The organism is Variovorax sp. YR266 (genome assembly GCF_900107295.1).
Classification (GTDB): Bacteria; Pseudomonadota; Gammaproteobacteria; order Burkholderiales; family Burkholderiaceae_C; genus Variovorax.
This window is the reverse complement of the sequence record NZ_FNPM01000002.1, coordinates 337,462-359,337: the sequence shown is the minus strand read 5'-3', so window position 1 is coordinate 359,337 and position 21,876 is coordinate 337,462. Positions and strand designations below refer to the sequence as shown.

The following is a 21,876-nucleotide window of genomic DNA, read 5'->3' as shown; positions in this document are numbered from 1 at the left end:
GCGACGTCCTCACGCACTCGGAAGGCCGTGCCGCACCGCGCGCGGCAGCGGCCGGCGGGCGCGGGAGCTCAGGGCGCCGGCAATGACGGCGGCGATCAGGCCCGAGACCGCGAACGGTCCCCAGCCCAGGATCGGGCCGCGCATGAACGGCACGTAGGCGGCGAGCAGCACCAGCGCCGACAGGTAGGAGCCCGACAGCGGCCGGTTCGGATCGATGGCGCGGTCGACAACGCGAAAGCCCGCCGAGATCGCATAGCCGAACAGCGCCGGCCCCGCCAGTCCGAAGTCGAAATACGCCGTGGTGAAGGGCGGCAGCGACAGGTTGCTCTGCGAGAAGTTGCCCAGGATGGCCGACCAGCCGAGTGGGTCGAAGTCCGGGAACATCTTCAGGTCGCGAGGCAGGAAGAACGAGAACGCCGAGAGCAGGTAGCGGCCCCAGCCGAGATCGGGAATGGGTGCGCGCTCCAGGATGCCCGCGACCACGAACATGGCGTCGAAGTCCTGGCTGAACGGAAAGGTCGTGAGCTCCTCGCCCCAGAAGCTGCCGCGCGAGATCAGGTTCAGCACCGGGCCCAGGCCTGCGATGGAGCCGAAGATCACGCTGCCGAGCAGCCAGCGCCGGCTGCGCCCCAGGGCGTGGATGAGCAGAGGCAGCAGCCCGATCAGCAAGACCTGCCGCGCCGTGTTCACCGGGTTGGCCGCAGCCAGCGCCAGGCCGAACGCCAGGCCCGCCGCGCACCAGGACCACAGCGTGCGACGGCGCACGGCGTGGATGGCCAGGGCCACGAAGCACATCAGCACCACCAGCTTGGGCAGCGTGGAATAGAAGATGAAGTCGATCGGCACGTTCTCTTCGCCGCCGCTGGTGCCAGTGAGACCGCGCGCCACGAAGTTGAGCTCGGGCTTGATGAACAGCGTGGCGAAGGCCGCGAGCGAGCAGCTCAGCAGCAGAAGAAGAGGGTGGGCCACGCCGACCAGCCGCCGGTCGTGCCCCCCGGGCAGGTGCGCGGGTACGTCGGGCACGCCCAGCCGCGCGGCCTCCACGCCGGCCATGTACAGCAGCAGGAGCATCAGTGCCTGCGTGTGCGCCGCCGTGCTCATCACGCCTGCCTCCCAGAACTCCACGTCGTGCGAGATCTGCATCGCCGGCGCGATCGAGAAGTACGTGAGGATCGTCGCGTAGTGGATCAGCAGGAACACGCTGGAGCCCGAGGACCCCAGCAGCGAGAGCTGGATCAGCGACAGCGCGCACACCGCCGCATAGCCCCACACGGGGTCGACCAGGCCGCACAGCATGGCGCAGACGATGCCGGACCAGAAGGAGAGGATGCGCATGGTGGGCCTGCTGTGGTGTGGCTGCCGGGGTGGCTCAGGCGGCGACCTGCGCCGTCTGGATCGGGTCGATTTCCTCGACCGGGCGGATCGCCGTCTGGTAGTCGGCGTAGGTGCGGCGAAGGCCTTCGGCCAGCGACACCGTCGCGTGCCAGCCGAGGCTGCTGGCGCGCGACACGTCGAGCAGCTTTCTCGGAGCGCCGTCGGGCTGGGCGAGGTCGTAGCGGATGGCGCCTGTGTAGCCCACCACGTCGCGGATCAGCTCGGTGAGCTCGGCGATCGACACGTCTTCGCCGGTGCCGAGGTTGATGTGCCCGCGCATCGCGTCGGTCTGCCGGTCGTATTCGGCGCGCGACAGGTTCATCACCTCGATGCAGCCCTCGACCATGTCGTCGACGTACAGGAACTCGCGCCGCGCGCGGCCGCTGCCCCAGATCAGCACGCTGGGCGCATTGCTGATTTTTGCCAGGTGAAAGCGCTGGATCAGCGCCGGCACTACGTGGCTGTTTTCAAGGTGGTAGTTGTCGCCGGGGCCGTACAGGTTGGTCGGCATCACGCTGCGGTAGTCGATGCCGTGCGTGGCGCCGTACTGGCGGTTGTAGCTCTCGCACAGCTTGAGGCCTGCGATCTTGGCGATCGCATAGGGCTCGTTGGTGGGTTCGAGCTTGCCGCCCAGCAGGTACTCCTCGCGGATCGGCTGCTCTGCCATGCGCGGGTAGATGCAGCTGGAGCCGAGGAACAGCAGCCGCTTGACGCCCGAAACGAATGCCTGGTGCGTCACGTTGGTGGCGATCGCCAGGTTCTCGTAGATGAACTGCGCGGGGTAGGTCATGTTGGCGTGAATGCCGCCGACCTTCGCCGCCGCCAGGTAGACCTGGTCGATCTGCTCCGTCGCGAAGAAACGGGCCACGGCCGCCTGGTCGAGGAGGTCGAGTTCGCTGTGGGTTCGCGTCACCACGTCGTGGCCCAGTTCGCGCAGGCGCCTTGACGTCGCCTGACCCACCATGCCGCGATGACCTGCAACAAAGATACGCATATGAGCTTTCGTGAAGAGGTTGATGAAGTTCGAGGGAGACGAAGTCGAAAGGAATCGAAGGAAGCGGTGACGGCCGCGGCTAGCGCGACCCGCGCGCACCGGTCACCACGCCGAAGGTCTTCAGCAGGATCGCGAAGTCGCGCCACAGCGACAGGTGGGCCACGTACTCCGCGTCCATCGCGGCGCGGCGGCGGTAGCTGATCTCGTTGCGCCCGCTGATCTGCCACAGGCCCGTGATGCCCGGGCGCACGGCGCAGTAGTGGTCCCAGTAGTCGCCGTACAGGTCCTTCTGCGTGAACATGCAGGGGCGCGGGCCGACCATGCTCATGTCGCCCTTGAGCACGTTCCAGAACTGCGGGAATTCGTCGATGCTGTACTTGCGCAGGAAGGCGCCGAAGCGGGTGATGCGCGGGTCATGCACCAGCTTCTGGTAGATCGCCCATTCGCGCCGCGCGGCCTCGTTCTCGCGCAGGTGGCGCGCCAGCACTGCGTCTGCGTCGGCCACCATCGAGCGGAACTTGTAGAACTTGAAGACGCGGCCGTCCTTGCCGTAGCGCGGCTGCATGTAGATGGCCGGGCCGCCCGAGGTGTAGAGCACGCCGAGCCAGATGAGCGCGTAGGCCCAGCCGAAGAAAACGAAGAACGAGCCGGCCATCAGGATGTCGGCCGCGCGCTTGGCATGGCGCAGCCAGGGCGAGCCGCCGAGCGGCCCGTACGCGGCAGTGTTGGCCGCCGCGCTGCCTGTTCCTCGCCCTGCGGAGCTGGTCGATCGAAGCGTGCTCATGATGTTGCGTGCTCCGGTTCGATGCGTTTGGGCATGACGGTGTCGGCCGTGTCCAGCGCGTAATGGGGTTCGCTGCGTGTTGTCGTGGCCGGGGCATAGCCGTAGTAGCCGTAGCCGTAGCTGCGGTGCTGGCGCCGCGAGGTGTCCACCGCGTTGAACACCACGCCGTGGAAGGCCGCGCCCACGTGGGCCAGGCGCTTGGCGCTTTCCACCAGCTCGCCCATCTCGCTGCTGTCGGCCCGGGCCACCAGCAGCAGCGTGCCCATGTTCGGTGCCATCGCGGCGGTCTCCGATGCCAGCAGGGTGGGGGGCGCGTCGACGATCACCACGTCGTAGCGTGCGGACAGCGTTGCCAGCGTGTGCTCGAAGGCGTCGCTGGCCATCAGCCCGGCGGGGTCGGGATGCAGCGTGCCCGCGCTCATCACGTCCAGGTTCAGCAGCACGCGGTGGTGGATGCCCTGCTCGAGCGGCACGCCGCCGGCAAGCACGTCGGACAGGCCGTTCTTGCGCTGCAGGCCGAACTCCTCGCTCAGGCTGCCGCGGCGCAGGTCGCCGTCGATCAGCAGCACGCGCTTGCCCGAGGATGCGAGCAGCGTGGCGAAGTTCGACGACACGAATGTCTTGCCCGCGCCGGCCGTGGCGCTGGAGATGAGCACCCGGTTGTTGGGCGCGCCCAGCATCGCGTACTGCAGCGTGGTGCGCAGGCGGCGCAGGCCTTCCAGCGCCGGGTCTTCCACGTGCAGCGCCGCCAGCACCTTGACGCCGGGCTTGCCGGTGCGGATGGCGCGGTCGAGCACGCGCTGCTGGGTGCTCAGCGGAATCGTGCTGTACACGCTCAGGCCGGTGATGGCCTCGATGTCCTCGGGGCTGCCGATGGAGCGCTTCAGGTTCTTGCGCGCCAGCGCTGCGGCGCCGCCGAGGAACAGGCCGCCCGCCAGCGCCAGAGCGATGACGATCAGCGGCTTCGGCCGCACGGGCTTCTCGGCCAGCAGGGCCTGGTCGAGCACGCGCACGTTGGCAACCTTGCCTTCCTTGGCCAGCCGCATCTGCAGCGAGCTGTTCAGAAGCGTCGCGTAGAGGTCTGTGTTGACCTTGATGTCGCGCTGCATGCGCAGCGAGTTCTGCTGCAGCATGGGCATGCGGCGGATGCGGCCGTCGACCGCGCCGAGCTCTTTCTTCAGCGAAGCGATCTGCGAATCCAGCGTCTGCACCATCGGGTGCGCGGAAGTGAAGCGGCCCACCAGGTCCAGCCGCTTCTGCTTTGCATCGAGCAGCTTGGCCTGCAGGTCCACGTTCTGCGCCAGGGCATTGCGGGCCTCGTCGTCCAGGTTGATGGTGCCGTTCTGGTTGCGGTATTGGTTGTAGGCGTCTTCCGACTGTTCCAGCTGCTGCTTGAACTTGGGCAGTTCGGTGCCCAGGAAGGACAGCGCGCGCTCGGCTTGCACCGTCTTCTGGTCGATGTTCTGGCGCACGTACAGGCGCGAAATCTCGTTGAGCACGTTGGCCAGCTGGCCGCGGTTGTCGGCCTGCAGGCTGACGTCCATCACGCCGGACTGCTTGCCTTTCTCGACCACGCGCAGGTCTTTCTGCAGCCCAAGCAGGGTGAGCTGCTTCGAATGGCGCACCAGCTCGAAGGCGCCGCCGGGCTGGGCCTCGAACGAGCCCACTAGCAGATGCAGTGCGCCGCCGGGCACGGTGGCGTCGAGCGGCACGCCGGCCTTGCCAGTCAGCGGCGTTTCCAGGTCCGGGTTGGTCAGCGTGTAGTTGCCGCCTTCGCCCGCGATCAGCGTGAACTTCTTGCCCTCGAACGCGCTCGGCACGTCCATCTGCGCCACGGCGATCTGCTCGGTGCCCGAGACATAGTTGCCCATGCCGAAGATGCCGGGCGTGGAGAGATGGCTCGAATGCCGCGCGAGGAACTCGCCCACCAGCGGCGTGTAGAGCGGCTTGGCGCTGATGAAGAGCTTGGTGTTCTCCATGGCCTGGCCGAGCACCATGCGCGAGCGCAGGATCTCGGTCTCGCCGGCGGTCGACGTCTTCACGCTGATGCCCCCGCCGCCGTTGGCGTCGCCAGGGAAGTTGCCGCCCGAGCGATCGGGATCCTCGACCTGGATGAGGATGTTGGCCTCGTACATGCGCTGGCCGAACAGCGCATAGCCCACGCCCACCAGCAGGGCCAGCGCCGCGATGATGGCAATCAGCCAGCGGCTGTCGATCAGGATGTCGAGGTATTCATGGAACCGGGATTCCCGGGTCCAGGCGGTGGTCTCGAGCACCGTCACGGGGGCTGCCGCGGGTGCGGGAAGCGTAGGTTGCCAACGCGCGTTCATGGGATTCACCTTTTCCTGTTGCGGGGTGCTAGGCGCTTACCGGCGTGCGGTGTCGCGGGCAAGATTGATGACCTGGGCGGCCGGCAGAATCAGGCCGAACACGCGGCTCAGGCTGACCAGCGGCACGCGGTCGACGTACACCACGTCGCGCGGCTGCAGCTCGAAGCGGTCGGCCAGTGCGAGCGCCACCGGGTTTTTCGCGTTGAGGTTGTAGACCTGCTGCACGTCGAGGTTGTCGGGCGAATTGCGCACCACGTAGATCTGGCCGGGGTCGGAGGTGGCCAGGTCAGGTCCGCCCGCGTCGCCCAGCGCCTCGTTCAGGCTCAGCCGGCCGTTGTTGCGCATCTGCAGCGCCGACGGGGCCTTGACTTCGCCCATCACGTAGACACGGCTGTCCTCGCGGGTGCCGACGTTCACCACGTCGCCGTTGCGCAGCGGGATGTTGTTGCCGTCGGCGCCCAGGGCCTGGAGCGCCGGCAGGTTGATCTCCGTCGAGACACCGCCGCGCGTCAGCGTGATGCGCGAACGGTCACCGGCCTGCGTGAAGCTGCCGGCGCGGCTGATGGCCTCCGACAGCGTCATCGGCACGTCGGTGAAGATCTGCAGGCCGGGCGTGCGCACCTCGCCTTGCACGTAGGCGCGCTGGCTGCGGAACGACTGGATGCGCACCGAAACCTGCGGGTCTTTCACGAAGGCCTTGATGCGCTTCGCGACCAGCTCCGACGCGCCGCTCTCCGTCAGGCCCTGCAGCTTGGCACGCCCGATGTAGGGGAAGAAGATCTCGCCCTTGGCATCGACGATGAAGCCGGGCGCGACGGTCACGCCGGTCGGGTCGGACTGCTGCGCGATCACCGCGCCGGCGTTCGGCAGCAGCTCGGGGTGGTCGTACACGATGATGCCGACCACGTCTCCCGGCCCGATGGTGTAGGTCGGCGGCGCGGCGAACAGGCGCTTGATGCTGTCGGGCACGCTCTTGGGCTTCTGCGCGATCTGCGCGCGGATCAGGTCGGGCGTGATCGCAATGACCTTGCCGCTGCCGGCGGAGGCCGTGCTGTCACCGGTGGAGCTGTCGAGGCCCAGTGGCCCCACCGAGCCGAAGCCCGGCGCGCAGCCCGAAAGCGCGACCAGCCCGAGGGACAACAGCAGGGCCAGGCCAAGCCATCGCAGGCGAGACTCCACCTGTGCCTGGGCACGGACTGCGAGAGGGCGCGTTCCGCATGACTGCGTCGCTGGATCTTTGCGTTGCATGGTGATCTCCTTGACGGCCGGTTGAAGGTGGGTGCTCGGGGTGAATGAAAGGGTGAAAAGGCGCGCCTCAGGGCGCGGCCCAGGTGGTGGGCATGGCGTGTTCGGCGCCCGCGAGCGGGCGGCTCTGGCTGCGTCGTTCGGTGCTGGCGCCGAAGCAGCGGTCGGTGACCCAATCGCCAACACACTGGAGGAACAGCCGCTGCCCCTTCTCCGTGCAGACGGTGTGATCGACCTCGCCCATGAACTCGTACTGCACTGCCTGCGTGTAGGGCAGGCGGGCGAAAGCGCCGAGCTGGTCGCGGCCGCGGTCGCATACATGCAGCGAGCCCGAATACAGAAGCTGCACCGCCACCTTGCGTTCGACCAGGCTCTGCAGCGCAGTGCCGAACCAGGCCGCATTGACTTCGGGCGCGCGCTTCTCCGCGAAGAAACCAGGCAGCGCCGTCGTCGAGTGGCTGCGCGAAAAGTGGCGCTGCAGCCAGCGCCTTGCCTTGCCGGGAAAAGACGGGTGCGCGGGTGCAGCCAGCGCGCGGCGCAGGTTGCGCTCCCAGCGGGCGCGTCGCTCGGGGAAGGCGAAGCCGTCGAACAGCGACACCGCCACCACGCGCGCATCGGCCAGGGCCGCCGACATGGCATGTTCCACTCCCGAGCACATGGCGACGATCACGAACTGCCGGGCCCCCAGCATGCGTTCGGCGATGTCCATGGCCGCCTGCAGGCTGTGCACGGCACGCGCCTGCAGGTCGGGCGAGGTGTCGAGCGCGTCGCTGTCGCCCACGCCGCCCAGGTCGAAGCGCAGGCTGCTCACGCCGCGCGCGGCCAGCACGTGCGCCAGCTTCACGTTGATGCGGCGCGGACCCACGCGGTGGTTGGCGCCCATGTTGAACATGAGGCAGGCAATGCCGCCCGGCGCCTGCTGCGCGGGTGCCGTGAGCATGCCCACCAGCGCCTCGCCGGGGCCGAAGCGCATCGGCGTCTGCGTTGCTCTTGCTGTCGTCATGTCATTCATGAAGAGCCCCCTGGAGGCGGTTGAGCGCATCGGCCGGGACCATCGCGCTGTTGGGATACGGGTCGGAGGCCCAGTCGAGCTGGTGCTTGAAGTACGCGAGGCGAACCGGCATGTGGCGCGACTGCTGGTCGGCGGCCCATTGCGCGGTGCGCTCGTCGTCGGGCTCGGCCAGCACCAGCGTGTCGTGCAGGGCGGTGAGCGGCAGCGACTCCGGAACCAGCGCCGCGAGCTGTGCGCGCAGCGCGGGCGAGAGCGCGGTGCCCAGGGCCTCCTCGGGCAGCGCGTCGGGCTCCTGCACGAGGCCGCGGCGCCAGGCCAGGTCGGGAATGCAGAAGGTCGTGTCGATGGCGGCCACGTGTTGTTCGCGCAGCAGCCGCGCGTAGCGGCGTCCGTCGATCACCGGCTCCCACAGCACCAGCCGTACGGGGTCGCAGCGTCCGCCGCGCGCGGCCAGCACGGCCAGCGTGGCGCCGAGCCGTGCGCCGATCCACACGATGGAGGCGCCCGGCGCGCGCCGGCGCAGTTCTTCGTGCGCCGAGCACAGGTCGCGACGCCAGCCGTCGAGCTCGCCTTCGCTCTCGTCGCCGGGCGAGTCGCCCGATCCGTAGAAATCGAAGCGCAGCGTGGCGATGCCGGCGCGCGAGAGGCGTTCGGCCAGCACCTTGAAGAAGCGATGGGTGCGCAGGCCCTCCTGCCCGAAGGGCGGGCACAGGAGCACCGCGGTGTTCTCCGCCCGGTCTTCGTCGGCTGCATGGAACACGCCGAAGACCTGGCGCGAGGCCGGCCCGAACATGAGCGGCGTGAAGCGGGTCATTGCGTGGCCCCTGCGTAGCGCGCTGCAGTGCTCGTCTTGGGAGCGGTCGACCGGCTCATGTGTGTGCCGCCGTCATCCGACCCGAACGACTGGGCGCGGGCTTCGGTCTGGCGCCATTCGGCGAGCGAGCCCACGCAGTCGAGCCGCTCGGGCGCCGGCCCCACCACCAGCCACAGGATGCGGCCGGCCACCGAGAGCTCGACGCTGCGGCGCTCCGGCGCCAGGCCCACCTCGAAGGTCTGCGACGACACCAGCAGGCCCACGCCGATGGCCTTCAGGCAGGCTTCCTTGCGGCTCCAGCAGGTCAGGAAGGCACGGTCACGTTCATGCGCGGGCAGGGCGGCCAGCGCTTCCTGTTCGCGATGGGTGAAGTATTCCGCCGCGAGCACCGCCGCATCCGGCACCGGGCGCAGCAGTTCGACGTCGGCGCCCAGCGGGCCGCGCCCGCCGATGGCGATCAATGCCAGGCCCTGGCTGTGGCTCAGCGAGAACTGGGTGCGCGTGTGACCCGACAGCGAGGGCCTGCCGAAGGAGCCGGTGGACAGTTGCAGCGCGGCGTTGTGCAGGCCCGTGTACTCGCTGAGCGCCTGCCGCAGCGCGATGTGCGCAGCCACGAAGCGCTGGCGGTCGATGGGAGAGCGCAGGTTCTCGGCGCGCGCGCATTCTTCTTCGGAGAGCACCTGGGCGGGCAGCAGGTCGGTGAAGCTGTCCAGATCGACGTACCGGCAGACCGGCGCGTCGATGGAAAGTGCGTAGGCGGAGCTGTTCATGCTCTTCACCCCTTGCGCAGCCAGTGGCCGAGGGCGCCGAACAGCCCGCCGCGCTGTGCTTGCGCGGCCGTGCCGGCGGCCAGTTCCGCGAGGTCCGACGGCACGCCCTGCGGCGCGGCGTGGGCCGAAGAGGCGATCTGCCCGAGGTTCTCGAATAGATAGCGGCGCGGCTCCACGCGGTGCCCCAGCATCTGCGCGGCCTGCTGCACCGCGCGCAGCACCAGCAGCGAGTCGCCGCCGAGGTCGAAGAAGTTGTCGCTGGCGCGGATGTCGCTGACGTCGATGCCGATCACGCCGGCCCAGATCTGGGCGAGCTGCGCCTGCTCGGGGTTGAGCAGGCTCTGTGGCGCCTTGTGCCCGTTGCCATTGATGGCATCGGCCGGTGCGCTCTTGTCCGCATCCGCGGCTGCCAGCTTGCGCAGGTAGGCCGCACTGGTCGAGCCTTCGGTGCTGGCGATCTGCGCAAGCGTGGCGGCGGGATCGTCGGCAACGCGGCGCAGCACTTCGAGATAGCGCTCGCGCAGCTGGGCGCCGGTCTCGCGCAGGTACACGTCGGCGTTGTAGATCAGTGCGCCTTCAAGGCCGTGCGGCTTGTCCATCAGCCACACGCCGATGTCGTCGGTGGCGCCGTGCTGCATCACGTGCATCTGGCGGGTCTGCAGGCTGCCGACGCTGCGGGCGCGTTCGCGTGCATCCTGGAACGAGAACATCGCCTGGTAGGGGCCGGAAGTCTTGATCTGCCCCGCGTAGCCCGGCTCGGCCATCAGGCGCTCGAACGGCACCTGCTGGTTGTTCATCATCGACAGCAGCTCCTGCTTCACGTAGCGCATGAAGACAGGCAGCGGCAGCGACTGGTCGACCGCGAGCGAGACCGGCAGCACGTTGTTGAAGAAGCCCATGACATCTTCCGTCTCGGCCTGCTGGCGTCCGCGCACCGGGTTGGCGATGACGATGGTGTCGTTGCCCGTTACCTGCGCCATGGTCAGCGCGTAGATGCCGAAGGTCAGCATGCTGAGCGTCACGTCCATGTCGCGTGCGATCTCGCGCAGATGCTGCGTGCTCTGCAGGTCGACATGGATCCAGTGCGCGCCGCCCTGGCCGCTCTTGCCCGCGCGGCGGGGCATGTCGGTCTTTGGCGGGCGCACGGCCTTTGCGCCTTCGAGCCGGCCGCGCCAGAACGCGAGCTGCTCTTCGCAGGCAGGCTCCGTCAGCCACTTTTCCAGCCACTCGGCATAGTCGCCGTGGGTGGTGGCCAGCGCCGGCAGGTTGTGCGGACGGCCGCGTTCGGCGGCGTCGTAGAGCGCGCCCAGCTCGCGCTGCATCAGGTCGAAAGACCAGCCGTCCCAGATCAGGTGATGCGGCACGAACAGGAAGACGTGCTCGTTGTCGTCGAGCTGGAACAGCGTCGTGTTCATCATCGGCGCGCGATGGATGTCGATCGGCCGGTCCGACAGCTCTTGCATGCGTTCGGCCAGCTCGGCCTCGCGCTGGTCAGCGGGCAGGCCGCGCAGGTCGACCAGCGGCAGGGCGAATTCCACAGACTCCGCGATCATTTGCATCGGCTTGCCGCTTTGCGCATCGATGCCGATGGAAGTGCGCAGCGAGGGCTGGCGGCGGATCATTTCGCGCAGCGCGCCTTCGAAGCGCGCCGCGTCGAGCTGCCCGGTCAGGCGCTGTGCCGAGGGCGCGTTGTAGACCGAGCGGCCCGGGTGCAGCTGCTCCATGAAGCGGATGCGTTCCTGCGCAAGCGTGAGCGGCGCGCTGCGGCGCTCGCTGCGGCAGGCAATCGGCGCCTCCAGGCCGACGCCTGCGCCCTGCAGGCCCTGGATGGCCGCGGCCAGCTTCTCGGCCGTGGGCGCCTCGAACAGGGTGCGCAGCGGCAGCGTGACCTGGAACTCGCGGCTCAGCAGCGTGGTGAGCCGCGCAGCCAGCAGCGAGTGGCCGCCCATGGTGAAGAAGTTGTCGTGCATGTCGAGGCCCGGCAGGCTCAGCACCTTTTCCATGACCGCGAGCACCTTGCGTTCGTGCTCGTTGCGCGGGGCGGCGCCGCGCCGTACCTCGTTGCGCGCAACCGCTTGCGGCGGCGGCAGCGAGACGCGGTCGATCTTTCCGTTCGGCAGGGTCGGCAGTGCGTCGAGCGTCACCACGTGCTGCGGCAGCATGAAAGCTGGCAGGTGCTTGCGCAGATGCACCATCAGCGCATCGAGGTCGAAGCCGGCGCCCTGGGCGAGCGCAAGGTAGGCCACCAGGCGCACGTCGCCGGGGTTGTCTTCGCGGGCCACGACCACGCTGCGCGAGACGCCGGCCACCTCGCAGCAGCGCACCTCGATCTCGCCGGGCTCGATGCGATAGCCGCGCACCTTCACCTGAAAGTCGAGCCGGCCGAGGTGGTCGAGCAGCCCGTCGTTGCGCCAGCGGCCGCGGTCGCCCGAGCGGTACACCTTCTTCGCGGTGCCGAAGATGCGCACCGTGACGAAGCGCTCGGCGGTCAGTTCGGGGCGGTCGAGGTAGCCCAGCGACACGCCTTCGCCCGCGATGCAGATTTCGCCCGGCACACCGATGGGGCAGGGCTGCAGGTTGGCGTCGAGGATCCAGATCTCGGTGTTGTCGACGGGCTTGCCGATCGACACGCCGCGCGACGCGATCTCTTCGGGGCGAACGTGCCAGGCCGTGGAGTACACCGTTGTTTCGGTCGGGCCGTAGCCATTCCACAGGCCTTCCATGCGCTCGCACAGCGCCAGCGCCATGCTCGGGCGCAGCGCTTCGCCGCCGGTCCATCCGCGAAAGCCGGGCGCGCCGCCAGCCCACTGGGCATCGAGCAGCAGCTGCCACATGCCGGGGGTGGCTTGCAGGAGCGTGATCTGTTCTTCGTCGAGCGCTTTTGAGAGGCGATTGCCGTCCATGGCGACTTCGCGCTTCACCATCACGAGTTCGGCGCCCGCCGCCAACGGCAGCAGCAGGTCGGGCACGGCCATGTCGAACGACAGGGTCGTGACGGCGGCGATGCGGTCAGCCGGGCCGATGCCCGATTCGCGCTGCATCCACTGCAGCAGGTGCGCCACGCCCCGGTGATGGGCGATGACGCCCTTGGGCAAACCGGTCGAGCCGGAGGTGTAGATCACATAGGCGGCGTCTTCGGGCCCCGGGTCGTCGGTGCTCGGCGGCAGCGCATCGCCGGACAGCTTGAGCCAGGCGGTGTCGCGGTCGATCTCGAAGACCCGCAGGGCCGCGTCGGCACGCCAGCCGCGCGGCGCCGCCGCGATGTCCGACGTGGTCAGCATCTGGCTGAGGCTGGCGTCGGTCGCGTAGTGGTCCAGCCGCGCCTGCGGAAACGCGGTGTCGAGCGGCACATAGGACGCACCCGCCTTGAGAATGCCGAGCATCGCGACGACCATCTCCAGGCTGCGCTCCAGGCACAGCCCCACGCGCTGGCCGCGGCCCACGCCGCGCATGCGCAGTGCACGCGCCAGGCGGTTGGACTGCGCGTCGAGCTCGCCGTAGCTGCAGCTTCGCGCGCCGTCGCGCACAGCCGGGTGGTTGGGTTGCCGCGGCACGCGTGCAAGAAAGCCGGCGTGCGCCAGCGGTTCGCCGACCAGCGGAACGCGCGCGGGCTGCAGCGCCAGCAGCGAACGCGCGGCGGTGCTGGACAGCACTTCGAGCCGGCCGACCGTTTCGTCGGGCTTATGCGAGGCCGACTGCAGCACGCACTCGAACATGCCGAGCCAGCGCTGCACGCTGACCTCGTCGAACAGGTCGGTGTTGTACTGAACCTCCACTTGCAGACCGCCATCGAGCGGGCGCAGGTTGACGAACAGTTCGAAGTTCTCGTACTGGCGGGCGATCGTGTCCTGCACGACGTCGAGGGTCGTGAATGCCTGTGCGCTGCTCGCCACGTCGGGGTCGACGTTGAAGGCCACGCTCACCAGCGGCAGCCGGCTCGGGTCGCGCTCCAGCGACAGCTGGCCCAGCAGCGCGCCGTAAGTCAGCGCCTGGTGGTCGAAGGCGTCGAGCACGGCGGTGCTGCATTCGTCCATCAGCGCGTCGAAGCGCATGCCCGAATGAGTGGCGATACGCAGTGGCAGCAGGTTCACGCAGTGGCCGACCAGGCCGGGCATGTCGTGCGCGAGCTGGCCCGACGCCGGAATGCCGACGACGATGTCTTCATGACTGGTGAGGCGGTGCAGCGTGGCAACGAAGCCGCTGAGCAGGCCCGTGAAAAGGCTGACGCCGGCCCTGGTGCTCGCCGTGCGCACGGCACTGACCAGGCGCTTGTCGAGCAGGCGCTCGGCGCGGCGCGAATTGAAGGTGCGGACAGCCGGACGCGGGCGGTCCAGCGGCAGGTCGAGCACCGGCAGCGTGCTGCCGGAGAAGCGGCCCAGCCAGTAGTCGATGTGCGGCTGCATGTCGGCACTCGCGGCGGCGGCGGCTTCCTCGGCGGCAAAGTCGGCGAAGAGCGGCGCGGGCTTGAGCTTCAGGCCAATGCCCGTTTCCTCGGCATAGAGGTGGCCCAGCTGCTCGGTGATAACAGCCCACGACCAGCCGTCGCACACCACGTGGTGCGCCGACATCACGAGTTCGTGCTCGGCGTCGTCCAGGCGGTACAACGCGGCCCGGAACAGCGGGCCATGCTCCAGCGAGAAGGGCGTGCACACCGCATCGTCGTGGGCGTCGCGCAGTGCCTGCGCGCGGGCTTCCGGCTCGAGACTGCCCAGGTCCTGCTCCAGCAGCAGGTTCTCGCCGGGAGGGCTGACCAGCATGTAGGTGCCGTCGGGCGAGATGGTGGCGCGCAGCGCCTGGTGGCGCTCGAGCAGCCGGGCCATGGCACGCGCCAGGGCCGGGCAGTCCAGCGCGCCGCGCAGGCGCAGCACGACCGACTCGTTGTAGGCCATCGAGGCTTCTGTGCTCAAGGCTGCGCCGAGCCAGACTTCGCGCTGCGATTCCGTCGTCGGAATGATGCATTCGATGACACCACCGCTGGCGGTGGGCTTGAGGACGGCGTTCATGCTGCGGCCTTTCCATTGATGAGGTGTTGATGGGAGGCGGCGTCCTCGGGCACGTACCAGAAGGGCTGGCCGTCGATGTCGCGGGCCAGGACGCAGCCGTCCTCGACGGGCTTGCGCACGTCGAAGCGGGTGGGGGCGGGAGCGCGGCGCGGCAGGAAGCCGGACTCCTGCATCTCGGCGACCGAGTCCTTGAAGGCGCGCTGGATGAAGGCGATGTCCTCGGCGCTGTGCGCGCTCGTGAGGAAGCACGGGAAGTTGTCCAGGATGTGCACGCCGCGGCTGCGCATCATTGCGAACAGCAGGTCCTGCAGCGGGTGGTCTTCGAGCCAGCTCACGCGCCACAGCGAAGCGAAATGGCGGATCTCGATGGGTGCGCCGACTTCCTTGCACCAGCCCGAGAGCTCGGCTGCCATGGCGGCGGTGTTGCCCGTGAGCCCGGCCTGCAGCGCGGGCCCTGCCTCCTTCAGATGCGTGAGCGAGGCCTTGGCTGCGGCCAGCGCCAGCGGATGGCGCACGAAGGTGCCCGCGAAGTAGGTCACGCCCACGCCGGGGATCGAGTCGTCGCCGTACTGCCAGGGGCCGCCGTCGAGCGCGTCCATGAATTCGCGCTTGCCCGCGATCACGCCGACCGGAAAGCCGCCGCCGATCACCTTGCCGTAGGTGGCGAGGTCGGCGCGCACGCCGAACAGCTCCTGCGCGCCGCCCAGCGCTGTACGAAAGCCGGTGATGACCTCGTCGAAGATCAGGCAGCAGCCGCTCTTGGCGGTGATGTCGCGCACCTCGTGCAAGAACTCGCGCGGCTGGAAGTCGGGGCGGCGGCTTTGCACCGGCTCGGCCAGCACGGCGGCCAGGTCGTCTGCGTTCTCGCGGATGAAGTCCAGCGCCTCGGGCGTGCCGTAGTCGAGCACGCGGATGTCGCCGAACATGCCGCTCATCACGCCCGGCGCAGCCGACAGGCCCTTGCCGCCCTTGCCGGCGCGCACCAGCACTTCGTCGAAGGTGCCGTGGTAGGAGCCGGTGAACACCACCACCGTGCTGCGGCCGGTGACGGTGCGCGCGATGCGCAGCGCGGCCATCACGGCTTCGGAGCCGGTGTTGCACAGGCCCGCGCGGTCGCTGCCGGTGAGCTCGCAGATCAGCGCCGTGACTTCGGCTGCCAGCGGGTGCTGCGGGCCGATCTCGTAGCCGTCGTCGAGCTGCTTGCGCACGGCGTCCTGCACGAAGTCGGGCTGCCAGCCGAACATGTTCATGCCGAAGCCGTTGAGCGCATCGACGTACTCGTTGCCGTCGAGGTCCCACATCTTCGAACCCTTGGAGCGCTCGATGACGATCTGGTAGGTGATCTCTTTGGTGACCGGCCGGAAGCCGTTGACCACGCGTGGGTCGGCCATGTGGGCGCGGTTGGCTTCGGTGAACTGCTTGCTCTTCTGCGTGCGTTCCACATAGCGCCGGATGAAGGCGGCGAGCCGGGCCTTCTGCCGGCCGCTTGGCTCGGCGTTGCGCTGCGTATGGATGCGGGCGATGGCGCCGAAGGCCTTGTTCACGTCGTAGCGCACGGGTTGCGCGGGGTCTTCAGCGGGGGCCGCGGCCGCAGGTGTGGCAGGCGCGGGGGCGGCCTGGGCCGGCATGGCCTGAAGCGTGACGATTGGTGCTGACGGAACGGCGCCCGACAGCAGTGCAAGCTGCTGGCGCATCAATTCCATTTGCTGCGAAATCAGCTGCGACAGCTGGGCGTCGCCCGCATTGCTGCCTTGCATCGGCATGTACACCGGCATCTGCTGGCGCGGCGCGGCCTGCGGTACGGAGACTGCGTTTTCGACTGGCGCGGCCACAACGGCAGGTGCAGGTACCGATGCAGGCGCTGCCTCGGGCGGCAGGCTTTCGCGCAGGAAGGTCGAGAGCGCGTCGAAGCTGCGGTAGCTTTCCATCAGCTGGCGGAAGCTGAGGTTGACCTTGAAGTGCTTCTTGATCTGCGTGGCGGCCTGGGTCAGCGTGAGCGAGTCCAGGCCCAGTTCGCCGAAGGGCGCGTGCCCCTCCGCCTGCGCCATGTCTAGGCCGGAGATGTCCTCGAACAGGCTGCGCAGGCGCGCATCCACGTTCGAAGCGGGAGGATGAAGAGGCGAGGGCGTTGCTGCTGTCACGATCGACTCCAGAGCGGTAGGTGAAACAAGAGGGACGAAGGAAGGGGTCGGGGCGGCGGCGGGCGCGGCCACGGTGGCGATGGGCGGGACGGCGGCGATGTCGACCCAGAAGCGCTTGCGCTCGAATGGCGTGGTGGGCAGGCGCACGCGTTGCGCGCCGATGCGTGAGACGAGGCGCGACAGCTCGACATCGGCGCCGCAGGTCCAGAGGCGGCCCAGCGCCAGGTGCAGGGTGCGGGCCTCGTCGGCCGGCTCGCCCTGCAGCAGCGACACGACGCCGCTCGCGCCGTGCTGGCGCACCAGCGTGGCGAGCATGTTTCGCGGGCCTGATTCGACGAACAGCGGGTTGGTCACCTGCTCCATCGCGCAGCGCACGGCCGGCGAGAAGCGCACGGTGCCGCGCAGATGCCGGGCCCAGTAGGCAGGGCTGGTGGCTTCGGCGTCTTCTAGCGGCTGGCCGGTCAGCGTCGAGTAGATCGGCGTCTGCGGTGCGCGCAGCGTCACCTTGCCGACCAGCGCCTCGAAGGGCGCGACGGCCGCGTCCATCATGGCGGAATGGAAAGCGTGCGAGGTCTGCAGCGGGCGGCTCGGAATGCCGTCTGCTTCCAGCGCCGCCTGCAGGGCCGCAATGGCGTCGAAGGGGCCGGCGGCGACGCAGGCCGTGGGGCCGTTCTCGGCGGCGAGCGAAATCTGCGGGCCGAGCCTGTCGAGCAACTCGGCCGCACCCATGCGCACCGACAGCATCGCGCCGGCCGGCTGGGCCTGCATGAGAGCGCCACGGCGGGCGACGAGCTTGGCGGCGTCTTCGAGTCGCATCACGCCTGCGAGCACGGCCGCGACGAATTCGCCGACGCTGTGGCCGATCAGTGCATGCGGCCGCGCGCCGAGCGCCAGCAGCCGCCGCGCGAGGGCGTATTCGAGCGTGAAGATCGCGGGCTGCGTGGCGGCCGTGGGCGCCAGCGATTGCGGGTCCTCCGAGAACATGCGCTCGCGCAGGTCGAAATCGGTCGCGCCTTCGAAGGCGGCCATGCAGTCGTCGAACGCTGCCGCGAACACCGGGTCGTTCGCACGGAGGTTCTTGCCCATGCCGGCGTACTGCGCGCCTTGCCCGGGGAACATCAGCACGAGTTGCGGTGCGCGCGAGGCGATGCGCCCGCTGACGCGGCGGGGCGAGTCGGCATTGCGCAGGGCGGCGATGGCCTCGGCGGTGTTGCCGGCCACGACAGCGCGGCGGAAGGCGTGGGCCTTGCGGCCGACCGCGAGGGTGTGGGCCACGTCGGCCAGCGGCAGTTCGGCGTGGGCTTCGAGATGCGCCGCGAGCTGCTCGGAGGCCAGCGCGAGCGCGGCCTCGGAGCGTGCCGACAGCGACAGGAGCTGGTCACCCATTGCGAACGGCGAGGCCGGCCGCGGCGGTGCCTCTTCGACGATGACGTGCGCATTGGTGCCGCCGACGCCGAAGGAGCTGACGCCCGCACGGCGCGGCAGGTCGGCGCGGGGCCACGGCTGCAGGCTGGCGGTAACGTGGAAGGGCGTGCGCGCGAAGTCGATCGACGGGTTCGGCGCGCTGAAATGCGCGGTCGGCGGAATCTGTTCGTGGTGCAGTGCCAGTGCCGTCTTGATGAGACCGGCCGCGCCCGCCGCCGTGACCATGTGGCCCACGTTGCTCTTGAGCGAGCCGAGCGTGCAGTAGCCGAGCGCATCGGTGTGCTCGGCGTAGGCCACGGCCAGCGCCTCGACTTCGATCGGGTCGCCCATCGGCGTGGCGGTGCCGTGCGCCTCGACGTACGAGATGCTGCCCGCATCGACATCGGCCGCCGCCAGCGCGGCGCGGATCACCGCGGCCTGGCCGTCGACGCTGGGCGCCGTGAAGCTGGCCTTGGAGCCGCCGTCGTTGTTCACGCAGGCGCTGCGCAGCACGGCGTAGATGGTGTCGCCGTCGGCTTGTGCATCGGCCAGCCGCTTGAGCAGCACCACGGCCGCGCCGTCGCTGAAGACGGTGCCCTGGGCCTTTGCATCGAAGCTGCGCGTACGGCCGTCGGGCGAGAGCATCGAGCCCTCGTTGTAGAGATAGCCGCTGCGCGGCGGGCAGGTGACCGAGGCGCCGCCCGCGAGCGCCATGTAGCACTGGCCCGTACGCAGCGCATGGAAGGCCTGGGCCACGGCCACCAGCGAGGTCGAGCAGGCGGTGTGCACGCTGACGGCCGGGCCGGTGAGGTTGAGCCGGTTCGCCACCCGCGTGGTGATGTAGTCCTTCTCGTTGGCCAGCATCACCTGGAACTCGCCGACCGGCTCCACCAGGTCGGGCCGGGTGCTCACGTGGCGCTGGAAGTAGGTGGCGTTGTACATGCCGGCGTACACGCCGACCGGGCCCGGCGCTTCGTCGGGCACGTAGCCGGCGCGTTCCAGGCATTCCCAGCAGATCTCGAGGAACACGCGTTGCTGCGGGTCCATGAGCTGCGCTTCTTTCGGGCCGATGCCGAAGAAGGCGGCGTCGAAGTCTTCGATGCCATCGATCACGCCGCGTGCGCGCACGTAGGCCGGGTCGCTGCGCAGGGCTTGGCTGACCCCGGCGTCGAGCGTGGCGTCGTCGAAGAAGCTGATGGTGTCGCGGCCTGCGACGAGGTTGTCCCAGAACTGCTCCACGTCGGCTGCGCCGGGGAAGCGGCCTGCGGTGCCGACCAGGGCAACGGCGTCATCGATGCCGCTGCCCGGCCGTGCCGAAAAGGTGGCCGCTGTGGTCGGTCGATCCTTGGAACCGGCCACAGCGGCCGTGGCGGGCTGATCGCCCGCCGGCTGCATCCGCTCGCCCATTGCTTTTGGCGTGGGATTGCGGAAGAAAAGATTGGTCGACAGCGGCAGTTCGGTGCCGCGCTGCAGGTCGGCCAGCACCTGCAGTACCAGCAGCGAATCGCCGCCGAGGTCGAAGAAGTTGTCGTTGCGCCCGACCTTCGAAATGCGCAGCGCGCGGGCGAAGGCGTCGCACACCCGCTGTTCGATGGTGTCGCGCGCTTCTTCGAAGGGCTGCGCGAGCTCGGGGCGCTCGCCGGCCGGCTCGGGCAGTGCCTTGCGGTCGAGCTTGCCGTTGGGCGTGACGGGGAGTTGTGCGAGCCACACCTGCGCGGTAGGAATCAGCGCAGCGGGCAGGCGGGCACCGAGGTGGGCGCGCAGGGCATCCCACGAGATCTTTTCCGAGCGTGCGACCAGATAGGCCACCAGGCGCAGCTGCCCGCTTTCGTCGGGCCGCGCGACCACTGCGCAGGACTGCACGGCAGGGTGCGCGAGGATGGCGGCCTCGACCTCGCCGGTCTCGATGCGGTGGCCGTGGATCTTCACCTGCCCGTCGCGGCGGCCGATGAATTCGACGGTGCCGTCGGGCAGCCAGCGTGCGAGGTCGCCGGTGCGGTAGAGCCGGTCATCGGGGCCGCCGAAGGGATCGGGCACGAAGCGCTCGGCGCTGAGCGCGGGCTGCCGCAGATAGCCGCGGGCCAGCCCGTGGCCGCCGATGCAGAGCTCGCCCACGAAGCCGGTCGGCAGCAGTGCCATCGAGGGGCTCAGCACGCGCAGCACGGTGTCCTTGATGGGGCGACCGAGGGGGACGGAACGCAGGTCTTCGGGCAACGGTGACTCGATGCGATGCGTGGCCGCGAAGGTCGTGCACTCGGTCGGGCCGTAGCCGTTGCTCAGCGTGAGGCCAGGCAGGGCGGCCAGCGCACGCCGCACATGCGGCACCGACAGCGCTTCGCCGCCGGTGAAGAGATGGCGCAGGCCCGAGAGGTGGGCGGGGTCGTCGTCGACCACGGCGTTGAAGAGCGCGGCGGTGAGCCATGCCGTGTGCACGTGGTGGCGCGCGATGGTGTGCGCCAGGCCGGTGCCGGTCGGCACGCGCTCTTCATGGATGACGCAGCAGCCGCCATTGAGCAGCGGGCCCCAGATTTCGAGCGTGGCCGCGTCGAAGCCGAGCGGCGCCGCATGCAGCATGGCGAGGCCGGGAGCGAGCTCGACGTAGTCCACACCCACCACGAGCCGCAGGATCGAGCGATGGCAGATCTCTATGCCCTTCGGCGTGCCCGTCGAGCCCGAGGTGTACATGACATAGGCCACCGATTCGGCATCGAGGGCCGGAGGATTCCATGCAGTGCGATTTATGTTGTCTTCGTATTCGTCGAGCAACAAAACGCCGTGATGGGGGGGGATGAGGTACTGGTGCGCCTGTGTCGTGAGCACGTGGTGCGCGCCGGCCTCGCCGAGCATGTAGGCGACGCGCTCGGGCGGGAAATCCGTAGGCACCGGCACATAGGCGCCGCCGGCCTTGAGGATGCCGAGTTGGGCGACGATGGCCGCCATCGAGCGGTCGAGCAGCAGGCCGACGCCGTCGCCGCTGCGAACGCCCAGGCCCTGAAGGCGCTTCGCGAGTTCATCGGAGCGCTGGTCGAGTTCGCCGTAGCTCATCTGCGCGTCGCCCTGCGCGAGGGCAATGGCGTCGGGGGCGGCCATCGCCTGGCGCGCGAACATGGCGGGCACCGTGAGGGCAGGGTTCACCGGGGCGAGGGCGGTGTTCCATTCGGCGAGCTGAGCGGCCTGGTCGGCGCGCGGCAGCGTGTGGATGTCGTTCAGGGCCGCATCGGGGTGCTGCAGCAGGTCTTCGGCGGTGTCGACGAGGGCTGCAAGCAGCTGATCGATCGCGGCGGCATCCATCAGGCTTGCGGCTGCATCTATATAGAGGGACGCCGAAGCAGCGTCGAAGCGCAGCCGCAGCGGAGCATCGGCGGCAACTTCTTCGCGCAGCCAGAGGGAGGTGGGCTGTGCCGTTGCTTGCGATGCCGAACGGCGACCGAGGTCCAGCTCGGCCAGCCAGGCGCCAGCGGCCTTGGTGGCGTCGAAGGCGACGGTGGTCGAGCAGCGCATCGGCGCGGCGCCTGCCTCATGCAGCACGGGCCAGAGGCCTCCGAGCCAGCGCGACTGCAGCAGCAGCCACGCGCCCGCGAAGAGGGTGTCCGGCAGCTGGCCGGTGGTGGCGAACCACTGGGTCCAACGCTGGGCGAAGCGGAGTTCGAGTGCCACCGCAGCGCTGCGACGGCCGGCCGATCCCTCCGAATTGGATCGCGGCACGAACAGGTCTTCCAGAGCGAGGTCCGGAGCACCGAGTGCTTGCGAAACAGTTTGAATTTCCATGTAAATATCCCAAAAGAAATACAATGGAAGCAATTGGGTGAATGGAAATTCCATTCACCCAATTAAGGAGGAGGAAGCTGACTTGCGTTCTTTTCGTGTCTTCATCCTAGGAGGTTTCTCTTGGCCAATGTGTGCACTTTAGGCCTCGGTTACAACTGGATAAGGTTATTTCGAAAACGTACTACCCGAATCGTCCCGTTCGAGGTAACTGATGCGTGATTTGGAGGAAAAAGCCCG

General features: G+C 68.9%; 10 protein-coding genes. All 10 read right to left on the bottom strand.

Annotation, left to right across the window (positions count from 1 at the left end):
- Positions 1-9: 9 nt before the first annotated feature.
- Entirely contained in the window at positions 10-1,335 is a 1,326-nt protein-coding gene (locus BLW48_RS07210; RefSeq protein ID WP_093173713.1) for a hypothetical protein, read from the bottom strand.
- A gap of 34 nt (positions 1,336-1,369) precedes the next feature.
- Complete coding sequence (locus BLW48_RS07205; protein ID WP_093173711.1) at positions 1,370-2,368, bottom strand: GDP-L-fucose synthase family protein; 999 nt, start codon at positions 2,366-2,368, stop codon at positions 1,370-1,372.
- Between the two features lie 79 nt (positions 2,369-2,447).
- Positions 2,448-3,152: a sugar transferase gene (locus BLW48_RS07200; RefSeq protein WP_093173709.1), complete on the bottom strand. Its 705-nt coding sequence runs from the start codon at positions 3,150-3,152 to the stop codon at positions 2,448-2,450.
- Positions 3,149-5,482, bottom strand: a complete 2,334-nt coding sequence (locus BLW48_RS07195) for a polysaccharide biosynthesis tyrosine autokinase (protein WP_093173707.1) — start codon at positions 5,480-5,482, stop codon at positions 3,149-3,151. Before BLW48_RS07195 ends, BLW48_RS07200 begins: the two co-directional genes overlap by 4 nt.
- Positions 5,483-5,518: 36 nt before the next feature.
- Positions 5,519-6,730, bottom strand: coding sequence for a polysaccharide biosynthesis/export family protein (locus BLW48_RS07190; protein ID WP_093173705.1), 1,212 nt, complete (start codon positions 6,728-6,730; stop codon positions 5,519-5,521).
- A 67-nt stretch (positions 6,731-6,797) separates the two neighbouring features.
- Complete coding sequence (locus BLW48_RS07185; protein WP_256330728.1) at positions 6,798-7,730, bottom strand: alpha/beta hydrolase family protein; 933 nt, start codon at positions 7,728-7,730, stop codon at positions 6,798-6,800.
- 1 nt (position 7,731) lies between these two features.
- The gene (locus BLW48_RS07180) at positions 7,732-8,553 is read right to left on the bottom strand and encodes a serine aminopeptidase domain-containing protein (RefSeq protein WP_093058355.1); all 822 of its coding nucleotides are present in this window, start codon (positions 8,551-8,553) and stop codon (positions 7,732-7,734) included.
- Positions 8,550-9,323, bottom strand: coding sequence for a 4'-phosphopantetheinyl transferase family protein (locus tag BLW48_RS07175; RefSeq protein ID WP_256330727.1), 774 nt, complete (start codon positions 9,321-9,323; stop codon positions 8,550-8,552). Before BLW48_RS07175 ends, BLW48_RS07180 begins: the two co-directional genes overlap by 4 nt.
- A gap of 5 nt (positions 9,324-9,328) precedes the next feature.
- Positions 9,329-14,326: a non-ribosomal peptide synthetase gene (locus BLW48_RS07170; RefSeq protein ID WP_093173701.1), complete on the bottom strand. Its 4,998-nt coding sequence runs from the start codon at positions 14,324-14,326 to the stop codon at positions 9,329-9,331.
- The gene (locus tag BLW48_RS07165; RefSeq protein ID WP_093174156.1) at positions 14,323-21,639 is read right to left on the bottom strand and encodes a hybrid non-ribosomal peptide synthetase/type I polyketide synthase; all 7,317 of its coding nucleotides are present in this window, start codon (positions 21,637-21,639) and stop codon (positions 14,323-14,325) included. The genes BLW48_RS07170 and BLW48_RS07165 overlap by 4 nt, the downstream gene beginning before the upstream one ends.
- Between the last annotated feature and the right edge of the window lie 237 nt (positions 21,640-21,876).

What these genes read in the sequence shown, in the direction of transcription:
- BLW48_RS07210 (WP_093173713.1), bottom strand. Translation starts at nt 1,335, where the DNA reads ATGCGCATCCTCTCCTTCTGGTCCGGCATCGTCTGCGCCATGCTGTGC.
- BLW48_RS07205 (WP_093173711.1), bottom strand. Translation starts at nt 2,368, where the DNA reads ATGCGTATCTTTGTTGCAGGTCATCGCGGCATGGTGGGTCAGGCGACG.
- BLW48_RS07200 (WP_093173709.1), bottom strand. Translation starts at nt 3,152, where the DNA reads ATGAGCACGCTTCGATCGACCAGCTCCGCAGGGCGAGGAACAGGCAGC.
- BLW48_RS07195 (WP_093173707.1), bottom strand. Translation starts at nt 5,482, where the DNA reads ATGAACGCGCGTTGGCAACCTACGCTTCCCGCACCCGCGGCAGCCCCC.
- BLW48_RS07190 (WP_093173705.1), bottom strand. Translation starts at nt 6,730, where the DNA reads ATGCAACGCAAAGATCCAGCGACGCAGTCATGCGGAACGCGCCCTCTC.
- BLW48_RS07185 (WP_256330728.1), bottom strand. Translation starts at nt 7,730, where the DNA reads ATGACGACAGCAAGAGCAACGCAGACGCCGATGCGCTTCGGCCCCGGC.
- BLW48_RS07180 (WP_093058355.1), bottom strand. Translation starts at nt 8,553, where the DNA reads ATGACCCGCTTCACGCCGCTCATGTTCGGGCCGGCCTCGCGCCAGGTC.
- BLW48_RS07175 (WP_256330727.1), bottom strand. Translation starts at nt 9,323, where the DNA reads ATGAACAGCTCCGCCTACGCACTTTCCATCGACGCGCCGGTCTGCCGG.
- BLW48_RS07170 (WP_093173701.1), bottom strand. Translation starts at nt 14,326, where the DNA reads ATGAACGCCGTCCTCAAGCCCACCGCCAGCGGTGGTGTCATCGAATGC.
- BLW48_RS07165 (WP_093174156.1), bottom strand. Translation starts at nt 21,639, where the DNA reads ATGGAAATTCAAACTGTTTCGCAAGCACTCGGTGCTCCGGACCTCGCT.